The organism is Leminorella richardii (genome assembly GCF_900478135.1).
Classification (GTDB): Bacteria; Pseudomonadota; Gammaproteobacteria; order Enterobacterales; family Enterobacteriaceae; genus Leminorella; species Leminorella richardii.
Genome location: NZ_LS483470.1, coordinates 1,091,970 through 1,107,500, shown reverse-complemented (window position 1 = coordinate 1,107,500; position 15,531 = coordinate 1,091,970). Strand labels below are relative to the sequence as shown.

At 52.2% G+C, this 15,531-nt stretch carries 15 protein-coding genes (1 of these 15 cut by a window edge); 3 read left to right on the top strand and 12 right to left on the bottom strand.

Going from position 1 to position 15,531, the window contains the following annotated elements; translation table 11 throughout:
• The 3 genes from clpB to rluD all read right to left on the bottom strand — a co-directional run.
• Positions 1 to 1,456, bottom strand: the 5' portion of a protein-coding gene (gene clpB / locus DQM29_RS05230; RefSeq protein WP_111739630.1) for an ATP-dependent chaperone ClpB. The gene continues 1,118 nt to the left of window position 1, outside the view; 1,456 of the gene's 2,574 nt are visible here — the first part of the coding sequence; its start codon is at positions 1,454 to 1,456; the stop codon falls past the left edge of the window.
• Between the two features lie 206 nt (positions 1,457 to 1,662).
• Positions 1,663 to 2,394: a peptidoglycan editing factor PgeF gene (gene pgeF, locus DQM29_RS05225; protein WP_111739629.1), complete on the bottom strand. Its 732-nt coding sequence runs from the start codon at positions 2,392 to 2,394 to the stop codon at positions 1,663 to 1,665.
• Positions 2,391 to 3,371: a 23S rRNA pseudouridine(1911/1915/1917) synthase RluD gene (gene rluD / locus DQM29_RS05220; RefSeq protein WP_111739628.1), complete on the bottom strand. Its 981-nt coding sequence runs from the start codon at positions 3,369 to 3,371 to the stop codon at positions 2,391 to 2,393. Before rluD ends, pgeF begins: the two co-directional genes overlap by 4 nt.
• A gap of 133 nt (positions 3,372 to 3,504) precedes the next feature.
• On the opposite strand from rluD, the gene bamD reads away from it, so the two are divergent.
• Positions 3,505 to 4,236 (top strand): outer membrane protein assembly factor BamD, encoded by a 732-nt coding sequence (bamD, locus tag DQM29_RS05215; RefSeq protein ID WP_111739627.1) that lies wholly within the window; start codon positions 3,505 to 3,507, stop codon positions 4,234 to 4,236.
• Positions 4,237 to 4,391: 155 nt separating this feature from the next.
• Positions 4,392 to 5,570, top strand: coding sequence for a pyridoxal phosphate-dependent aminotransferase (locus DQM29_RS05210; protein ID WP_111739626.1), 1,179 nt, complete (start codon positions 4,392 to 4,394; stop codon positions 5,568 to 5,570).
• Between the two features lie 95 nt (positions 5,571 to 5,665).
• Here the strand turns inward: DQM29_RS05210 and rplS are convergent, their stop codons facing one another.
• The 5 genes from rplS to DQM29_RS05185 form a co-directional block, all read right to left on the bottom strand.
• Positions 5,666 to 6,025 (bottom strand): 50S ribosomal protein L19, encoded by a 360-nt coding sequence (gene rplS, locus DQM29_RS05205; protein WP_111739625.1) that lies wholly within the window; start codon positions 6,023 to 6,025, stop codon positions 5,666 to 5,668.
• Positions 6,026 to 6,078: 53 nt separating this feature from the next.
• Positions 6,079 to 6,828 carry a tRNA (guanosine(37)-N1)-methyltransferase TrmD gene (gene trmD / locus DQM29_RS05200; protein WP_111739624.1) on the bottom strand — a complete coding sequence of 250 codons (750 nt, stop codon included), beginning with the start codon at positions 6,826 to 6,828 and terminating at the stop codon, positions 6,079 to 6,081.
• 54 nt (positions 6,829 to 6,882) lie between these two features.
• Positions 6,883 to 7,413 (bottom strand): ribosome maturation factor RimM, encoded by a 531-nt coding sequence (gene rimM / locus DQM29_RS05195; RefSeq protein WP_111739623.1) that lies wholly within the window; start codon positions 7,411 to 7,413, stop codon positions 6,883 to 6,885.
• Positions 7,414 to 7,434: 21 nt separating this feature from the next.
• Entirely contained in the window at positions 7,435 to 7,683 is a 249-nt protein-coding gene (gene rpsP / locus DQM29_RS05190) for a 30S ribosomal protein S16 (RefSeq protein ID WP_111739622.1), read from the bottom strand.
• A gap of 196 nt (positions 7,684 to 7,879) precedes the next feature.
• The gene (locus tag DQM29_RS05185) at positions 7,880 to 9,295 is read right to left on the bottom strand and encodes an amidohydrolase family protein (RefSeq protein WP_111739621.1); all 1,416 of its coding nucleotides are present in this window, start codon (positions 9,293 to 9,295) and stop codon (positions 7,880 to 7,882) included.
• A 192-nt stretch (positions 9,296 to 9,487) separates the two neighbouring features.
• Between DQM29_RS05185 and DQM29_RS05180 the strand changes: the two genes are divergently transcribed.
• Positions 9,488 to 10,609, top strand: coding sequence for a M20 family metallopeptidase (locus DQM29_RS05180; protein WP_111739620.1), 1,122 nt, complete (start codon positions 9,488 to 9,490; stop codon positions 10,607 to 10,609).
• A gap of 53 nt (positions 10,610 to 10,662) precedes the next feature.
• Here the strand turns inward: DQM29_RS05180 and murP are convergent, their stop codons facing one another.
• The 4 genes from murP to ffh all read right to left on the bottom strand — a co-directional run bounded on the left by murP (position 10,663) and on the right by ffh (position 15,490).
• A complete protein-coding gene (murP, locus tag DQM29_RS05175) occupies positions 10,663 to 12,120 on the bottom strand; it encodes a PTS N-acetylmuramic acid transporter subunit IIBC (RefSeq protein ID WP_111739619.1) in 1,458 nt (485 codons plus the stop codon).
• A gap of 16 nt (positions 12,121 to 12,136) precedes the next feature.
• Positions 12,137 to 13,042 (bottom strand): N-acetylmuramic acid 6-phosphate etherase, encoded by a 906-nt coding sequence (gene murQ / locus DQM29_RS05170; RefSeq protein ID WP_111739618.1) that lies wholly within the window; start codon positions 13,040 to 13,042, stop codon positions 12,137 to 12,139.
• Between the two features lie 211 nt (positions 13,043 to 13,253).
• Positions 13,254 to 14,111, bottom strand: coding sequence for an SIS domain-containing protein (locus DQM29_RS05165; RefSeq protein ID WP_111739617.1), 858 nt, complete (start codon positions 14,109 to 14,111; stop codon positions 13,254 to 13,256).
• Between the two features lie 20 nt (positions 14,112 to 14,131).
• A complete protein-coding gene (gene ffh / locus DQM29_RS05160; RefSeq protein ID WP_111739616.1) occupies positions 14,132 to 15,490 on the bottom strand; it encodes a signal recognition particle protein in 1,359 nt (452 codons plus the stop codon).
• Positions 15,491 to 15,531: the final 41 nt, after the last annotated feature.

Sequence of the window (15,531 nt, the reverse complement as noted above, 5' to 3'; positions counted from 1 at the left end):
GCGTTGTTTTGGCCTGTTCTAACTCGGCTTTAATGCTTTGCGTACCAGACACTGCGGCCTTTTCCGCTTTCCACTCTTCTTCCAATTCAGAATATTCGCGCTCTTTTTGCTCAAGCTCTTCATTCAGCATATCAAGGCGCTTTTTACTGGCGTCATCGGACTCCTTAAGCAGCGCCTGCTGTTCCAGTTTTAACTGGATTATGCGTCGATCGAGGCGATCCAGCGACTCAGGCTTGGAGTCCATCTGCATACGGATGCTGGAAGCGGCTTCATCGATCAGGTCAATGGCTTTGTCCGGCAACTGTCTGTCCGAAATATAGCGATGGGACAGGGTCGCAGCCGCAACGATAGCCGGATCGGTAATCTGTACGTGGTGGTGTAGCTCATAGCGCTCCTTCAAACCGCGCAGAATAGCGATAGTGTCTTCCACTGTCGGCTCCGCTACGTAAACTTTCTGGAAGCGCCGCTCCAGCGCCGCATCTTTTTCAATATACTGACGATATTCATCTAGGGTTGTTGCCCCAACGCAGTGCAGCTCGCCCCGCGCCAAAGCTGGCTTAAGCATGTTGCCCGCGTCCATTGCGCCGTCGCCCTTACCGGCACCGACCATAGTGTGCAGTTCGTCAATAAACAGAATAACGCTGCCTTCCTGCTTGGCCAGATCGTTTAAAACTCCCTTTAGACGCTCTTCGAACTCGCCGCGATACTTTGCGCCAGCAATCAAAGCCCCCATGTCCAGCGCCAACACCCGCTTGTTTTTCAAGCCTTCGGGCACTTCACCGTTAACAATTCGCTGAGCCAGACCTTCAACAATAGCGGTTTTACCAACACCGGGCTCACCGATCAACACAGGGTTGTTTTTAGTACGACGCTGTAGTACCTGAATAGTCCGGCGAATTTCTTCATCACGACCGATAACCGGATCGAGTTTACCCTGCTCTGCACGCTCGGTCATATCGACAGTATATTTCTTCAGCGCCTGACGCTGGTCTTCTGCACTGGCGTCGTCCACGTTATCTCCTCCCCTCATTTGGTCAATCGCCTGGCTGACTTTACTTTCCACAGCCCCTGCTTTCTTAAGTAGGTCAGCCAGCTGCCCGCGCTCTTCCAGCGCGGCAAGAATAAACAGCTCCGAAGAAATGAACTTGTCGCTGCGCTTCTGCGCCAGCTTGTCGCACAGGTTCAGCATGCGGATAAGCTCATTGGACGGCTGAACGTCACCACCGGCCCCTTCAACCTGAACGGTACGGCTTAGCGCATCGTTCAAATCATTACGCAGACGATTAACGTCAACACCCGCGGACGTCAGCAGAGGACGAATGCTGCCCCCTTCCTGCGCTAGCAGCGCGCTCATTAAATGGATAGGTTCAATAAACTGATTATCACGCCCCAGCGCTAATGATTGAGCATCGGCCAAAGCGAGTTGAAACTTACTGGTTAAACGATCTAGACGCATAACACCTCCAGAGAAAAATAGGGTTAGCAATGTTGCTATGTCGTATAGATGAGGCTGGCAAGGCGGTTTTCAAGACTAAAGTCAATATATTTTTATCAACATCAGTCACAGAATGGAGAGATTTTTTAACACTAGTGCGTCAGGCAGCTCTCTGCCTGACGCTATGAGGAAACGACAGATTAACAGTCAGTCGTTCTGTCAGGCGATTACTCGAACCAAATAAGACTCACCATCCTGCCGGTCGTTTTTTCACGCCGATAGGAAAAAAATAGTTCAGGTTGGCTTACTGTGCAGTAAGTTCCGCCGTAAATTTTTTCAACTCCGGCAGCGATGAGACGCTGGCGAGCAAGAAGGTAGATATCCGCCAGATATTTATTTCCACGGGGCTGAAACGCCAAAGCGGCCTGAGGATCAATATCCATAAAGGCATCCCGCACTTCCGCACCAACTTCAAAGCATTCTGGCCCTATCGCTGGCCCAAGCCAGGCCATCACTTCTCCCGGCCGCGCGTTGAAACGTTCAAGAGTTCGCTCTAAAACGCCGCTTTGAAGGCCTCGCCATCCAGCATGAGCGGCAGCGACTTCATTGCCATGGACGGAACAAAACAGCACTGGTAAACAGTCTGCCGTCATTACCGCACAGGCCTTTTCTGGCAAACAGCTATAGGACGCATCGGCACAGTTATCGGCGGCGCGATAAGCGTCCATCGACAAAACGTCAGTGCCGTGTACCTGAGAGAGCCAGCCAATCTCAATCGATGAACCTAACTGCTCACCCAAGCGCCGACGATTTTCAGTCACGTTTAGCGGTGAATCATCGACGTGATCGCCCACGTTTAGCGACTCATAAGGCGGCGGACTAACGCCGCCTATTCGCGTTGTCGCCAGCGCCTTAACGTTCGCTGGCCCCTGCCACTCAGGATAAATTAGCGGGATCATGTCCAGTCCAGTTGGTCTTTAAACTGTTCAGTATCTTCACGCAGTGCAGCAACCAGTTCCACCATGTCATCGGGCAGCGGCGCGTGCCACTCCATCAGTTCACCACTAATGGGATGATACAAACGCAGCATTGTCGCGTGCAGCGCCTGACGGTCGAAGTTGCGAAGCTGCTGAATAAAGGCTTCAGACGCGCCTTTTGGCGGACGAGGACGACCGCCATACAGCGGATCGCCCACCAGAGGGTGGCTGATATGCGCCATGTGCACACGAATCTGGTGCGTTCTGCCGGTCTCTAAACGCAGGCGCAGGCGGGTATGGGCACGAAAGCGCTCCATAATGCGATAGTGAGTCACTGCCGGTTTTCCCATTGGGTAAACTGACATATGGGTACGCTTGGTCGGGTGACGAGCAATCGCGGCATCTACTGTACCACCACCGGCCATAATACCGATCGCTACGGCCTCATACTCACGGGTAATTTCCCGTGCCTGAAGCGCCTCTACCAGACGAGTCTGGGCGGGTACGTTTTTCGCTACCACCATCAGACCCGTAGTATCCTTATCCAAACGGTGCACAATGCCGGCTCTCGGCACGTCGGCAATGGCTGGATAGTGATGCAAAAGCGCATTCAGCACTGTGCCATCAGGATTGCCCGCGCCAGGGTGCACAACCAGATCGCGCGGCTTGTTGATAACGATAATGTCATCATCTTCATAGACGATATTCAGAGCGATATCCTGAGGCTCCCAACGCGTTTCCTCTTCTATCAGCGCATCGACTAAGATACACTCCCCGCCAAGCACTTTTTCTTTCGGCTTGGAGATAATCTGGCCGTTAACCGACACGCGCTCTTCCAAGATCCATTCTTTTATACGAGATCGTGAATAATCGGGGAACAATTCGGCCAATGCCTGATCTAATCTCTGACCGAGCTGTGATTCCTGAACTGTTGCAGTAAGCTGTACTTGCTGTGACATAAAGTGACTTCTTAAGTTTTCAGTTGGGTTTTAGCGGCAATGCCGTTTAAAATATTATGCTATTGTATCTGTTACTTCTCAGAAGCTGAAAGGATAGCTTCTGAAACAACACTCTGAGGATAATCAAAGCGTCATGATGCCTATGAAAAAGTTAGTGGCTGCGGCCATAGTAAGCCTGACATTGGCCGGCTGCTCATCGGACAAGGTTCCCGATACTCCGCCAGCGGAAATGTATGCAACCGCCCAGGAAAAGCTGCAAAGCGGTAACTTTCGTGGCGCTATCACTGAACTGGAAGCGCTAGACAGCCGCTACCCGTTTGGCCCCTATTCTCAACAGGTTCAACTTGACCTCATCTACGCCTACTACAAGGCTGACGAGCTGCCGCTGGCACAGGCCACTATCGATCGCTTCGCTCGCTTAAACCCGACGCACCCTAACGTTGACTATGTCATGTACATGCGCGGCCTGACGGATATGGCGTTTGACGGCAACATGATACAGAACTTCTTCGGAATTGACCGCTCCGATCGCGATCCGCAGCACGCCCGTGCCGCATTCAGCGACTTCACACAGCTGGTTCGCCGTTTTCCACAGAGCGCTTACGCCAACGATGCGCAGAAGCGTCTGGTGTATTTGCACAACCGTCTGGCTAACTACGAGCTTTCCGTCGCGCAATATTATACTAAGCGCGGCGCCTATGTCGCTGTCATTAACCGCGTAGAGCAAATGATGCGCGACTATCCGGACTCTGAAGCGACGCGTAACGCGCTGCCGCTGATGGAAAATGCCTATCAGAAATTAAATCTGGCACCTCAGGCTGATAAGGTCAAACGCATTATTGAAGCCAACGACGTTAAGTCGTAACCTTTCGTTTTATCTTTAAACACGGCCGCGTATATCGCGGCCGTGTTGTTTCTACTTTCCTGTCCGATCCCTTATTTACATCATTTATAAAACCCGCTAATTTAGTTCAGATATCGATTTTTATGAATAATAATTCACTATGGGGTAAAAACAATATGGACAGGCGAACACTTCTTAAATCATCCGGCCTTTTGCTGGGCGGCCTGACTCTTGGCCAGCTCGTCACCGGTACCGCAAGAGCCAGCCAGGGTACAAAACCAGCAAGCCCATCGTCTGCACTACCAGTACCGACTAAAGAAAGTCCACTGCTGCTGAACTTTAACGAAAACTCACTGGGTATGTCCCCAAAGGCTCATCAGGCTGCGGTTGAAGCGCTAACACAGGCCTTCCGCTACCCTGATGCCGCCAGAGAAAAACTCGTCGAGAAAATCGCCGAAGTGCATAAACTTCAGGTAGCCAATTTATCTTTAGGCAATGGTTCCTCTGAATCTATTCAGGCTGCCGTTCAGATGGGGATATATCAGGCGCAAAAAGCAGGTAAAAAAGTTCAGCTGGTTGCCCCCGATCCCACCTTCAACTATGCGGAACTCTATGCATCTTCCTTAGGGGCCAGCGTTGTTAAAGTTCCACTGAACGATAAGCTAGGATTCGACGTTGTCGGCTTAAAGAAAGCGGTTGATGCATTTGACGGTGTATCTATTGTCTATCTGTGTAACCCGAATAATCCTACCGCAACGATTACTCCCGCCGATCAGTTAGAGCCGTGGATCGCCGATGCGTCAGAAAGCACGCTGTTTATTCTGGATGAAGCCTATGCCGAATTCGTGACCGATCCCAGCTTCCGCAGCGGCATCGAACTGGTTCTGAAAGGGAACAAAAAGGTCATCGTTACCCGCACGTTCTCAAAAATCTATGCGCTGGCAGGTCTGCGCATTGGCTATGCGGTTGCCCATCCAGAGGTCATTGCCCAGATCGAAGCCTTTATGTCTATCGACAATACTAACGCAGCAGGCGCGGCGGCGGCTCTCGCATCGCTGGAAGACAAAACCTTCCTGACGATTAGCAAAACCTCTGTAGATACAGCGCGAAAAATCGTTACTGCAGCGCTAGACAAGCTGGGACTGGAATATCTGCCCTCACAGGCAAACTTCATTTTCCATAAAGTACCCGGGGACGTTAAAACCTATCAGAATCGCATGAAGGAATACCACGTTTTCGTTGGCCGCGAATTTCCTCCGGCAACGGGCTGGAATCGCCTAACGCTGGGTACTCCCGAAGAAATGACCACCTTTGTCAGCGTGCTTAACGAATTCCGCGCCAAAGGTTGGGTGTAATCACCTTCAGTGAAATTAAAAAATAGAGTTGAAAGATAGAAAAGAAAAAGGGCTTAGCACTGCTAAGCCCTTTGCATATTGCTTTTGGATGTCGCTTAAGCGCTAGCTTTAGCAAGACGCTCTTTGATACGAGCAGACTTACCGGCACGCTCACGCAGGTAGTACAGTTTAGCCTGACGAACGGCACCACGACGCTTAACGGTAATGCTGTCAACCACTGGAGAGTGAGTTTGGAACACGCGTTCTACGCCTTCGCCGTTAGAAATCTTGCGAACAGTGAATGCAGAGTGCAGACCGCGGTTACGGATAGCGATAACCACGCCCTCGAATGCCTGCAGACGTTTCTTACTGCCTTCAACGACCCATACCTTAACTTCCACGGAATCACCCGGACGGAATGCAGGTACGTCCTTCTTCATTTGTTCGTCTTCAAGTTGCTTAATAATGTTGCTCATAATATCTCTCTTACCCTAGGTAAACTGAAACGTCGGGAACACAACGTTACCCGTTAGTCTTGCTGTTCTTCCCATTCTTTTTGGAATGCGGTTAACAGCGCTGCTTGCTCATCAGTCAGAGCTAGGCTTTCCAGAAGCTCAGGTCTTCTAAGCCAGGTTCGACCCAGCGACTGCTTCAGGCGCCAGCGGCGAATGTGTTCATGGTTGCCCGAAAGCAGCACTTCCGGTACTTCCATGCCGTCTAACACCTCAGGTCGGGTATAGTGCGGACAGTCTAAAAGACCGTCGGCAAACGAGTCCTCTTCGGCTGACTGCTGATGCCCCAGCACCCCCGGAATAAAGCGGGAGACTGAATCAATCAACGTCATCGCGGGAAGCTCTCCGCCGCTGAGAACGTAATCACCAATGGACCACTCCTCATCGACTTCGGTTTGAATCACGCGCTCGTCTATTCCCTCATACCGGCCACAAATCAGAATCATCTTCTCATTCATCGCCAGCTCGCAAACGCCAGTCTGGTCAAGTTTGCGCCCCTGTGGTGAAAGATAGATCACCTTCACCCCTTCACCCGCTGCCGCTTTCGCTTCGTGTATGGCGTCCCGTAAGGGCTGAACCATCATCAACATGCCGGGACCACCGCCGTAAGGCCGGTCGTCAACGGTGCGATGCCTGTCGTGCGTGAAGTCGCGAGGACTCCAGACGTTGACACTCAGCAGGCCATTCTTTACTGCTCGGCCGGTTACTCCATAGTCGGTTACCGCACGGAACATTTCCGGGAACAGGCTAATAACCCCAATCCACATGCTTAACGTTCCATCTGTAACAACCGCCCTGCACCTAATGCGCGAGGCACGGAATTAAAAACCGGGATCCCAATCGACTTCAATCGATTGAGCAGCGAGATCGACTTTCTTAATCACTTGCCCATCAAGGAACGGAATTAAGCGCTCCTTGGCGCCAAAAGCATCTTTCAGGTTTGCCCGAACGACTAAAACGTCGTTAGAACCGGTTTCCATCATGTCAGTGACTTTTCCCAGTTCATATCCTGAAGTGGTTACTACTTTACAGCCCATGAGGTCTTTCCAGTAGTAATCGCCCTCTTCAAGGGTAGGCAACTGCTCAGTGTTAACGGCAATCTCGCAGTTAGCCAACACGTGGGCAGCATCGCGATCGTCAACGCCTTTCAGCTTCACGATCAAATCCTGATTGTGGCGTTTCCAGCTTTCCAGCTCGACGATTCGCCACTCACCGGCCCGCTTGATATACCACGGCCCGTAGTCAAAAATGCTTTCAGACTGCTCGGTGGATGAAAACACTCTGAGCCAGCCTCGAATTCCATATGCAGACCCTAGCTTACCAAGGACTACGGGATTTAATAGCGCGCTCATAATGAATGACACCCAGACAAGTTAAGCTGCTTTACCAGCTTCTTTAATCAGCTGTGCAACACGGTCAGAAACCGTTGCACCCAGACCGATCCAGTGATTGACGCGATCCAGATCTAAACGCAGACGCTCAGCCTGACCGGTAGCGATCGGGTTGAAGAAGCCTACGCGTTCAATGAAGCGACCATCGCGCGCATTGCGGCTGTCGGTCACGACAACTTGATAAAACGGACGCTTTTTAGCGCCGCCACGAGCTAAACGAATTGTTACCATAACATCCTCTTTTGAGTTAATAAAACACACAGACCCCATCGAGGAACGGGGTCTGGTGTTATATAAAAAGCCCAAAAATTTTACTCGTTTTGGCGCAAAAAGCAACTTAAAGCGCCCGCTATTGGTGCTTTAATCGCAAACCGAGCATGAAAAACCGAGTATTACTGTCAACTGCCGCACAAAGGGCCTCTCTAGGTCAGCGAGTTGCACTCATTGCCAGCGGCCTTTGAGACGGATCGGCGACACAGGTTTTTATCCCTCTTGCCTGTAGGCTCGCCTCTCCGTTCTCAGTACAGATGATGGTCGAACCGCGTCCACAGACCAACCCTTTAAACATCGCCACCTCACCGCCAACGATGGTCGCAACCGGTAGCCTTCGTTCAACATCCAGCACAGTGATATCCGCATCCATCCCGATGCCTAAACTACCTTTTTGGGTCAAACGCAGCATACGAGAAGGGTTCCAAGAGGTTTTAATAATGAACTCATCTAGGCTGAGCACATCAAGGAAGACCAGACCAAGTCCCTTCTCGATCAGTACGTTGCGCGGCAGGCAGCCGCCATCGGTGGACAGGCAGTCCACAACGAAATCACCGCTCGGTCGTTTGGCTTCAGCCAGCATGATCCTAGGCATGGGAGGATTGACCGGGAACATTCCCCCCAATTCGGTTTCGTGCTCCCGCCACAGCCGAATGCCTTCTTCGCCAGTCACGCGTACACTCTCACTGCCGCCGTTCACCACGCATCCGACTTTCCCTGCCCGAAACGCCTTTTCCATTCCTGCTTCCGTCGCCTCGAAGCCGAGCTTAATCAGGCTATTACAGGTGACTTTGCTGATCGGCGCGCCGTCCTTACAGGCTAGGCTGGTCCCGTTAAGGGGAGAAATATAGGACTCACTGTAAATATTGGGGTTCTTAATCAGCAGAGAAATCGCCTCCTGAGCCTCTTCCAGCTCAGGATTGATCGCTCCACGACAGTAGCTGTTGATATGCGCTAGGTGAAGAAAATGACCGTCAGCCATAGCGATAGCTTCACGCATGCCCTCAATATTGGAGCCGTGCTCTGTGGTTCCCGCATGCCAGGCTACGTACCCTCCCTGACGGGCGATTTCAGCAATAAGCTGTGCTGAAGCATCCGGCGTTAGCGGATAGTGCCTGCCCAGCAGCTTCACACCGTAGGCACCGTCGCGCAGGCTTTTTTCTACCAGTCCACTGATTTCTGCCGATGACGGCGAAGCGCTGTTAAAGGTATAGGGTGGACTCGCATACTGCAAAATCGCCACGTTAAGCCCTGCACCGTGCTGAGGGATCGACTGAAGAATATCTTCCATCGGCCCTGCCATGTCCAACGTTGTACATACCCCCGCCTTGGCCAGCATTGTCTGGCCGTTGTCGCTACCCCAGAATGCACTGACGTGCGTATGGGGATCGATAATGCCGGGAATCGCGGTATAGCCGCCAAGGTCAATCAGCGTTCTTCCCTGGCTCATGGGAATATCCGCTTCAATGGCGGCAATTTTTCCATCAACAATGGCAATATCCGCCCGACAATCCACACCGTTAATCGGATCTTTTACCCAAACGCCTTTTACTACCTTGTCATATTGGTACATAGGTTTTCTCATTTTTGTTTGTTATTCATTCAGTACAAGCTAGCAATCGCCCGATAAACTCACAATGCAAAGAACGAAGTCGCCATGCAAAACCGACATCGTTCTCCCCGACAGATGTGTAGTTTTTGACTTTGTTTTCACCCTTTAGAGGAATATGCTTGAAGCACATCCTAAAAAATCAAAGGTGAAACCATGTCCACAATTCTTGCCTACCTGACCCAGCATCAGCACGACATTCTGGCCGATCTTGAGCGTTTGGCTCGTGCTGAATCACCCTCTCACGACAAGCAGGCGGTAGACGCCTGCGGCGATCTGGTTCAGTCGCTGTTTGCTGACTATCTTGGCGTAAAGGCTGAGGTTTTTCCTCAAACGGAATATGGTAATCACCTGACGGTTGAAATCGGTAGAGGTACTAAAAAGACACTGATTATCGGGCACTTTGACACCGTTTGGGACATCGGCCGCCTAACGCTAAGAAAGGAAGACGGTAAACTCTACGGCCCCGGCGTTCTGGATATGAAAGGGGGTCTGACACAGGCGATTTGGGCTGTTCGGGCACTAAAAGAGCTCAACCTGCTTGGCGATCGCCAAATCCGCTTTTTTTGCAATGCCGACGAAGAGCTTGGCAGCCCGAGCTCCCGCCCGCTGATTGAGCAAATTGCCCCCGGCTACCAGACCGTTCTAGTTCCCGAACCCGCTACAGCCAGCGGCGCACTAAAAACCGGTCGTAAAGGCACCGGGCGTTTCTACGTGCACATCAAAGGGCGCGCTGCCCACGCGGGCAACAACCCAGAAGACGGCATCAGCGCCATTCAGGAAATGTCCTACCAAATCCAGTATCTCCACTCCCTAAACGCGCCGGAAAACGGAACAACCGTTAACGTTGGCGTAGCCTGCGGCGGCAGTAAGATTAACGTGGTAGCTGAAGAAGCAAACCTCAGTATTGACGTACGCGTTACCCGACTGGATGAAGCAGAACGGATCCACAAGGCAATCTACGACTCAGTCGCCGTTATGGCGGGAATTCAACTCACCGTCAGCGGCGGCATGGTACGCCCACCGATGGAGCGTAGTGAAGCTTCTGGCAAACTGATGGACAAGGCTAAAGAGGCCGCCAGCGCGCTAGGCTTTGAAATCGGAGAAGCTTCTGTCGGAGGCGGCAGTGACGGTAACTTCACGGCAGCGCTAGGTATTCCAACCCTTGACGGCTTGGGGTCAACCGGCGCAGGCCCGCACGCTGAGCATGAGCATATTGTCCTCGACGATCTGGTTAAACGCTCCGCTCTGCTGGCTGAGCTTATCGTACGGCTTTAAAAAGAAAAAATGCGCTCCTTTTGGAGCGCATTCCTTCATTCATCACTAAGTAACTACGTTAGATCGACATCTTTGGTGCCAAAGAACCAGGTAATGATAAACCCTGCGAAATATGACACCAGCAGCCCACAGCCATACACCGCCATGCCGGCAAAGATGCCGTGGTTCGACGTCATCAGCGGCAGCGCCACAATCCCTGAGGGGCCAAACGCGCTGTTAAGCCCCATCGGCAGACCAAGGTAGGCAACTGTACCGATAAAAAAGCCGCCTATTGCGCCACCGATACAGGCGGTGACAAATGGTTTAAGTCTTGGCAGCGTAACTCCGTAGATAAGCGGCTCACCAACCCCCAAAATGCCGGGAATAATCGCCCCTCGGATCTGCGTGCGCAGCAACGAATTCTTTTCCGCCTTAAAGTACAGCGCCAGAGAGGCACCGACCTGGCCTGCGCCGGCCATAGATAAGATAGGAAACAGCGAGTTAAAACCCTGAGCGTCCATTAAGGCGAAATAGACGGGAATAAATCCCTGATGAATGCCGAACATCACTGCAATAAGAAACAGCCCAGCCAATACCGCGCAGCCAATCGGGTTACTGTTCAAGTGTAAAAAGAGCCACGACATGCCGTTAAACAGCAGGCCGCTGAAAGGCATGATCAGAACAAAGGTCACCGTCCCCATAATCAGTAGAGTAATGCCCGAGGTGAGGATCATGTCCAGATTGCCGGGAATAATGCGCCTGACCGCTCGCTCTACATAGGCGCCTAGCAGGGTGGCAATCAGAACGCCGATAATATTCCCCTTGGGCACAATCGTCAGGCCGAAGAAAGTTTCCATGCCTGAGTAGATCCCCGTCACGGCCTTGGGGTCATAGCCCAGAATAAACAGCGCGGCGATAATCGCCCCGTTAACACCAGTACCGCCAAACGCCTGCTGGGCGTTATAGCCGATCATAATGCTTAAAAAGGCAAACAGCCCCTTGCTAAATACCTTCATAAAGGTAATGACATAAAGCAAATTACCCGTCACTACCCCACCGCCTTGAACAACGGACTGCTCAATCAGCGTCGCCACGCCAAGCAGCAGGCCGGCGGCAATAAAGCCCGGTATCAGCGGCGTAAAGATGGTGGCAAACTTGCTGAGAAAATTATGGATAGCGCTACCCTGTCGCGCTTTCACTTCGCGCTTGTTGGCCGCAGCAATATCCTTAAGGGTAACCTCCGGCGCTTTTTCTGAAGAACTGTCTTGTCTATAGGGCTGTGCCAACAGTGCCGCCATCATATCGGCTGCTGACTGAGCCTTTCCCGGGCCAAGAACAATTTGAAGCTGCTCATCAGTTTCGATAACGCCCAGCACGCCGGGAATGGCCTTTATCTGCGCGGTGTCCGCACGACCGCTATCTTTTAGCGTCAGCCTTAGCCGCGTCATGCAGTTGCCGCTTTTTACCACGTTGTCGAGCCCGCCGATGGCTTTCGCTATCTGCGCTACTGTCTCTTGGGTTATTTTCGCCATTGCCGCTGTCTCCTGGCTATTCACGCCCGGCTTCTATCGCCGGGCGAATAAATCCGCGATGGGCTGCCAGCATCGCCTTTGCCTGTTCGGCGGACACACCGGTTAAAACCATCACAATTGCCGTCTTACAGTGACCGTCACTCTGCTCTAGCGCAGCCTGTGCTTCGTCACGGTCACAGCCCGTCGCCTGCATCACAATGCCCTTTTGCCGTTCAATCAGCTTGGCGTTGGTCGCCTCTACGTCAACCATCAGGTTGCCATACACTTTTCCGGTGCGGATCATGGCACCGGTTGTCAGCATATTAAGCACCAGCTTCTGAGCTGTTCCGGCCTTCATGCGCGACGAGCCAGTCACCACCTCTCCGCCGACAACGGGCGTAATAGCAATATTTGCGGCTTTAGCCATCGGGCTTTCTGGGTTACAGCTTAGGCTAACAACCGTCGCTCCCAGCGAGTCAGCGTATGCCATGGCAGCCAACACGTAAGGCGTCCGTCCGCTGGCGGCGATCCCCACCAAAACATCGCGCTCGTTAAAACCAATCGCTTTCAGATCCTCAACGCCCATTTCAAGGCTGTCTTCGGCGTTTTCTACCGCTTTCAGAATCGCCCGATGCCCACCGGCAATAAGACCAATAACCTGCTCTGGAGGCGTACCATAGGTTGGCGGACACTCGCTGGCATCCAGAATCCCCAGCCTTCCAGAGGTTCCTGCACCGCAATACACCAGCCGGCCACCGAGGCTAAAGGCTTCGCTGATAGCATCCACCGCGCGAGCAATGTGAGGCAGCTCTTTTTCTACCGCAAAAGCCACTTTTTTATCTTCATCATTAATGACCCGCAGCATCTCCAATGTGGTTAGTTCATCAATGCGTTCACTGGCCGGATTACGGCTTTCCGTCACCATTTGACTCAGATCGATCATGGGGCTTATCTCCTGCGCAGGCGTTTTCTTTAATGAATTTTTTATTCCAATAATCTACAGGTAATTATAATAAATTATTCAAAAAGGCACATAGACATTGTCGATTTTTATGACGCTATTCACATCGCCAGAGACTAAAGAGAAAGAAAGAGAGAGAGAGAGGAAAAAGAAAGATAGGTAGAGATAAGAAAAAAGAGCCTTGAAGCTGGATTTAGAGAAGTATTTTTTTCACCAGCTCGCCGCTCTGTTGGATCAGGCCGTTGGCCCGTTCGCGGTCGTGCTGCACCAGCGCCATAAACAGCAGATCGGTCACAGCGTTCTGAGCCGTGCGGGAAGAAATGGAAGAGCTACGCCATTGAACCTCGTCTGCAACAGAATGAAGCACAAAGTCAGCCTGCTGTGTCAGCGCGTTGTTTCTCAGAGAGGTGATAGCAACTACCGTCGCTCCCTGCGCTCTGGCGACTTCTGCTGCCAGTACGACCTCGCGCCGAACGCCGGAATAGGAAATAGCAATCTGAACGTCGCTCGGCCCCAGCGTTTGAGCAATGGTCAACTGCACGTGACTATCGAACTCAGAAAAGGCAGGAATGCCTATTTTCAACAGTTTATAGGCCAGATCTTTAGCAATCAGCGCTGACCCACCGATGCCGGCAATGTGAACCTTATGCGCGGCCGCCACCTTTTCTACCACTTGGTTGAAAACCTTTGCATCCAGCGCGTTCATGGTTTCCCGAAGGGCACTCTGTTTTTCCAGCAGCAGTTTGTTAGCGATAGCCAGAAGATCGTCATCGCCGGTAATTTCATTGTGCAGGTGCAGCGTTGACTTCTCTACCTGCCGATTACGCCCCAGTTCTTCACTGATAGCCAGCTTAAGCGCCGTGTAGCCCTTAAAACCCAGCTTTTGCGCAAACTTAATAATGCCCGACTGGCTCACGTTCAATGCCGCAGCCAGTTCCTGAGAAGAGAGCGTCACAATGCGCTTGGGAGACTCGAGAATAAACGCCGCCATCTTTTTCTCCGACGGAGAAAACTGCGCCATTCCCTGAGACAGCCTCATTAAGCACGTCATCACGCCCTCTCTTTCAGCACTTAGCGCATCATGCCCGGCGGCATCATACCCTTCATGCCGCGCATCATTTTGGCCATACCGCCTTTCTTCATTTTCTTCATCATGCGCTGCATGTCGTCAAACTGCTTAAGCAGACGGTTGACATCCTGCACCTGCACGCCGGAACCGGCAGCAATGCGGCGCTTGCGGGAGCCTTTGATAATCTCTGGTGCTTCGCGCTCTTTAAAGGTCATCGAGTTAATGATGGCCTCCATACGAACCAGCACTTTGTCATCCATCTGGGACTTTACGTTGTCCGGAATTTGCCCCATGCCCGGCAATTTGCTCATCATGCTGGCCATACCGCCCATGTTGCGCATCTGCTTGAGCTGCTCGAGGAAGTCCGTCAGGTCAAAACCGTCCCCCTTCTTGAGCTTGGAAGCCAGTTTCTCCGCTTTCACGCGGTCAACCTTGCTCTCCAGCTCTTCGATCAGGGACAGCATGTCGCCCATGCCGAGAATGCGGGATGCAACACGATCGGGGTGGAACGGCTCTAGCGCTTCGGTTTTCTCGCCAACGCCCAGGAACTTGATAGGCTTACCGGTAATATGGCGGATAGAAAGCGCCGCACCGCCTCGTGCGTCACCGTCAACCTTGGTCAACACCACGCCCGTTAGCGGCAGCGCTTCATTAAACGCCTTAGCGGTGTTGGCGGCGTCCTGACCGGTCATGGCGTCCACCACAAACAGCGTTTCTATCGGATTCAGCGCCGCGTGCACCTGCTTGATTTCGTCCATCATGGCTTCATCAACGTGCAGGCGACCGGCGGTATCGACGATCAGTACGTCATAAAACTTAAGCTTAGCGTGAGACAAAGCGCGGTTGACGATATCAACAGGCTTTTCCTGTGCGTCGGAAGGGAAGAAGTCCGTCTCGATGGCCTCAGCCAGCGTTTCCAACTGGCGGATAGCCGCCGGGCGGTAAACGTCGGCGGACACCACCAGCACTTTCTTCTTCTGTTTTTCTTTCAGAAACTTCGCCAGTTTAGCGACGCTGGTCGTCTTACCGGCACCCTGTAGACCGGCCATCAGAATAACGGCGGGAGGCTGTGCAGCGAGATTTAGCGCATCGTTTTCCTCGCCCATCGCTGACACCAGCTCGTTGCGGACGATCTTGACGAACTCCTGCCCTGGCGTCAGGCTTTTATTAACTTCCTGCCCAAGAGCGCTCTCTTTCACTCTATTGATAAAGTCGCGCACGACTGGCAGAGCGACGTCAGCTTCCAGAAGCGCCATACGCACTTCGCGCAGAGTCTCTTTAATATTGTCTTCGGTCAGCCGCCCACGGCCGCTGATATTGCGAAGAGTACGCGATAATCTGTCAGATAAATTTTCAAACATCGTTTCTGCTCAACTATGGCTTTAACTAATGATAATCCGCG

Coding starts and splice junctions, on each gene's coding strand:
- rluD (WP_111739628.1), bottom strand. CDS start 3,371: ATGTCACAGCAAGTACAGCTTACTGCAACAGTTCAGGAATCACAGCTC.
- murQ (WP_111739618.1), bottom strand. CDS start 13,042: ATGATCGATCTGAGTCAAATGGTGACGGAAAGCCGTAATCCGGCCAGT.
- rplS (WP_111739625.1), bottom strand. CDS start 6,025: ATGAGCAACATTATTAAGCAACTTGAAGACGAACAAATGAAGAAGGAC.
- DQM29_RS05210 (WP_111739626.1), top strand. CDS start 4,392: ATGGACAGGCGAACACTTCTTAAATCATCCGGCCTTTTGCTGGGCGGC.
- DQM29_RS05165 (WP_111739617.1), bottom strand. CDS start 14,111: ATGACGTGCTTAATGAGGCTGTCTCAGGGAATGGCGCAGTTTTCTCCG.
- pgeF (WP_111739629.1), bottom strand. CDS start 2,394: ATGATCCCGCTAATTTATCCTGAGTGGCAGGGGCCAGCGAACGTTAAG.
- DQM29_RS05180 (WP_111739620.1), top strand. CDS start 9,488: ATGTCCACAATTCTTGCCTACCTGACCCAGCATCAGCACGACATTCTG.
- rimM (WP_111739623.1), bottom strand. CDS start 7,413: ATGAGCGCGCTATTAAATCCCGTAGTCCTTGGTAAGCTAGGGTCTGCA.
- murP (WP_111739619.1), bottom strand. CDS start 12,120: ATGGCGAAAATAACCCAAGAGACAGTAGCGCAGATAGCGAAAGCCATC.
- DQM29_RS05185 (WP_111739621.1), bottom strand. CDS start 9,295: ATGTACCAATATGACAAGGTAGTAAAAGGCGTTTGGGTAAAAGATCCG.
- ffh (WP_111739616.1), bottom strand. CDS start 15,490: ATGTTTGAAAATTTATCTGACAGATTATCGCGTACTCTTCGCAATATC.
- bamD (WP_111739627.1), top strand. CDS start 3,505: ATGATGCCTATGAAAAAGTTAGTGGCTGCGGCCATAGTAAGCCTGACA.
- rpsP (WP_111739622.1), bottom strand. CDS start 7,683: ATGGTAACAATTCGTTTAGCTCGTGGCGGCGCTAAAAAGCGTCCGTTT.
- trmD (WP_111739624.1), bottom strand. CDS start 6,828: ATGTGGATTGGGGTTATTAGCCTGTTCCCGGAAATGTTCCGTGCGGTA.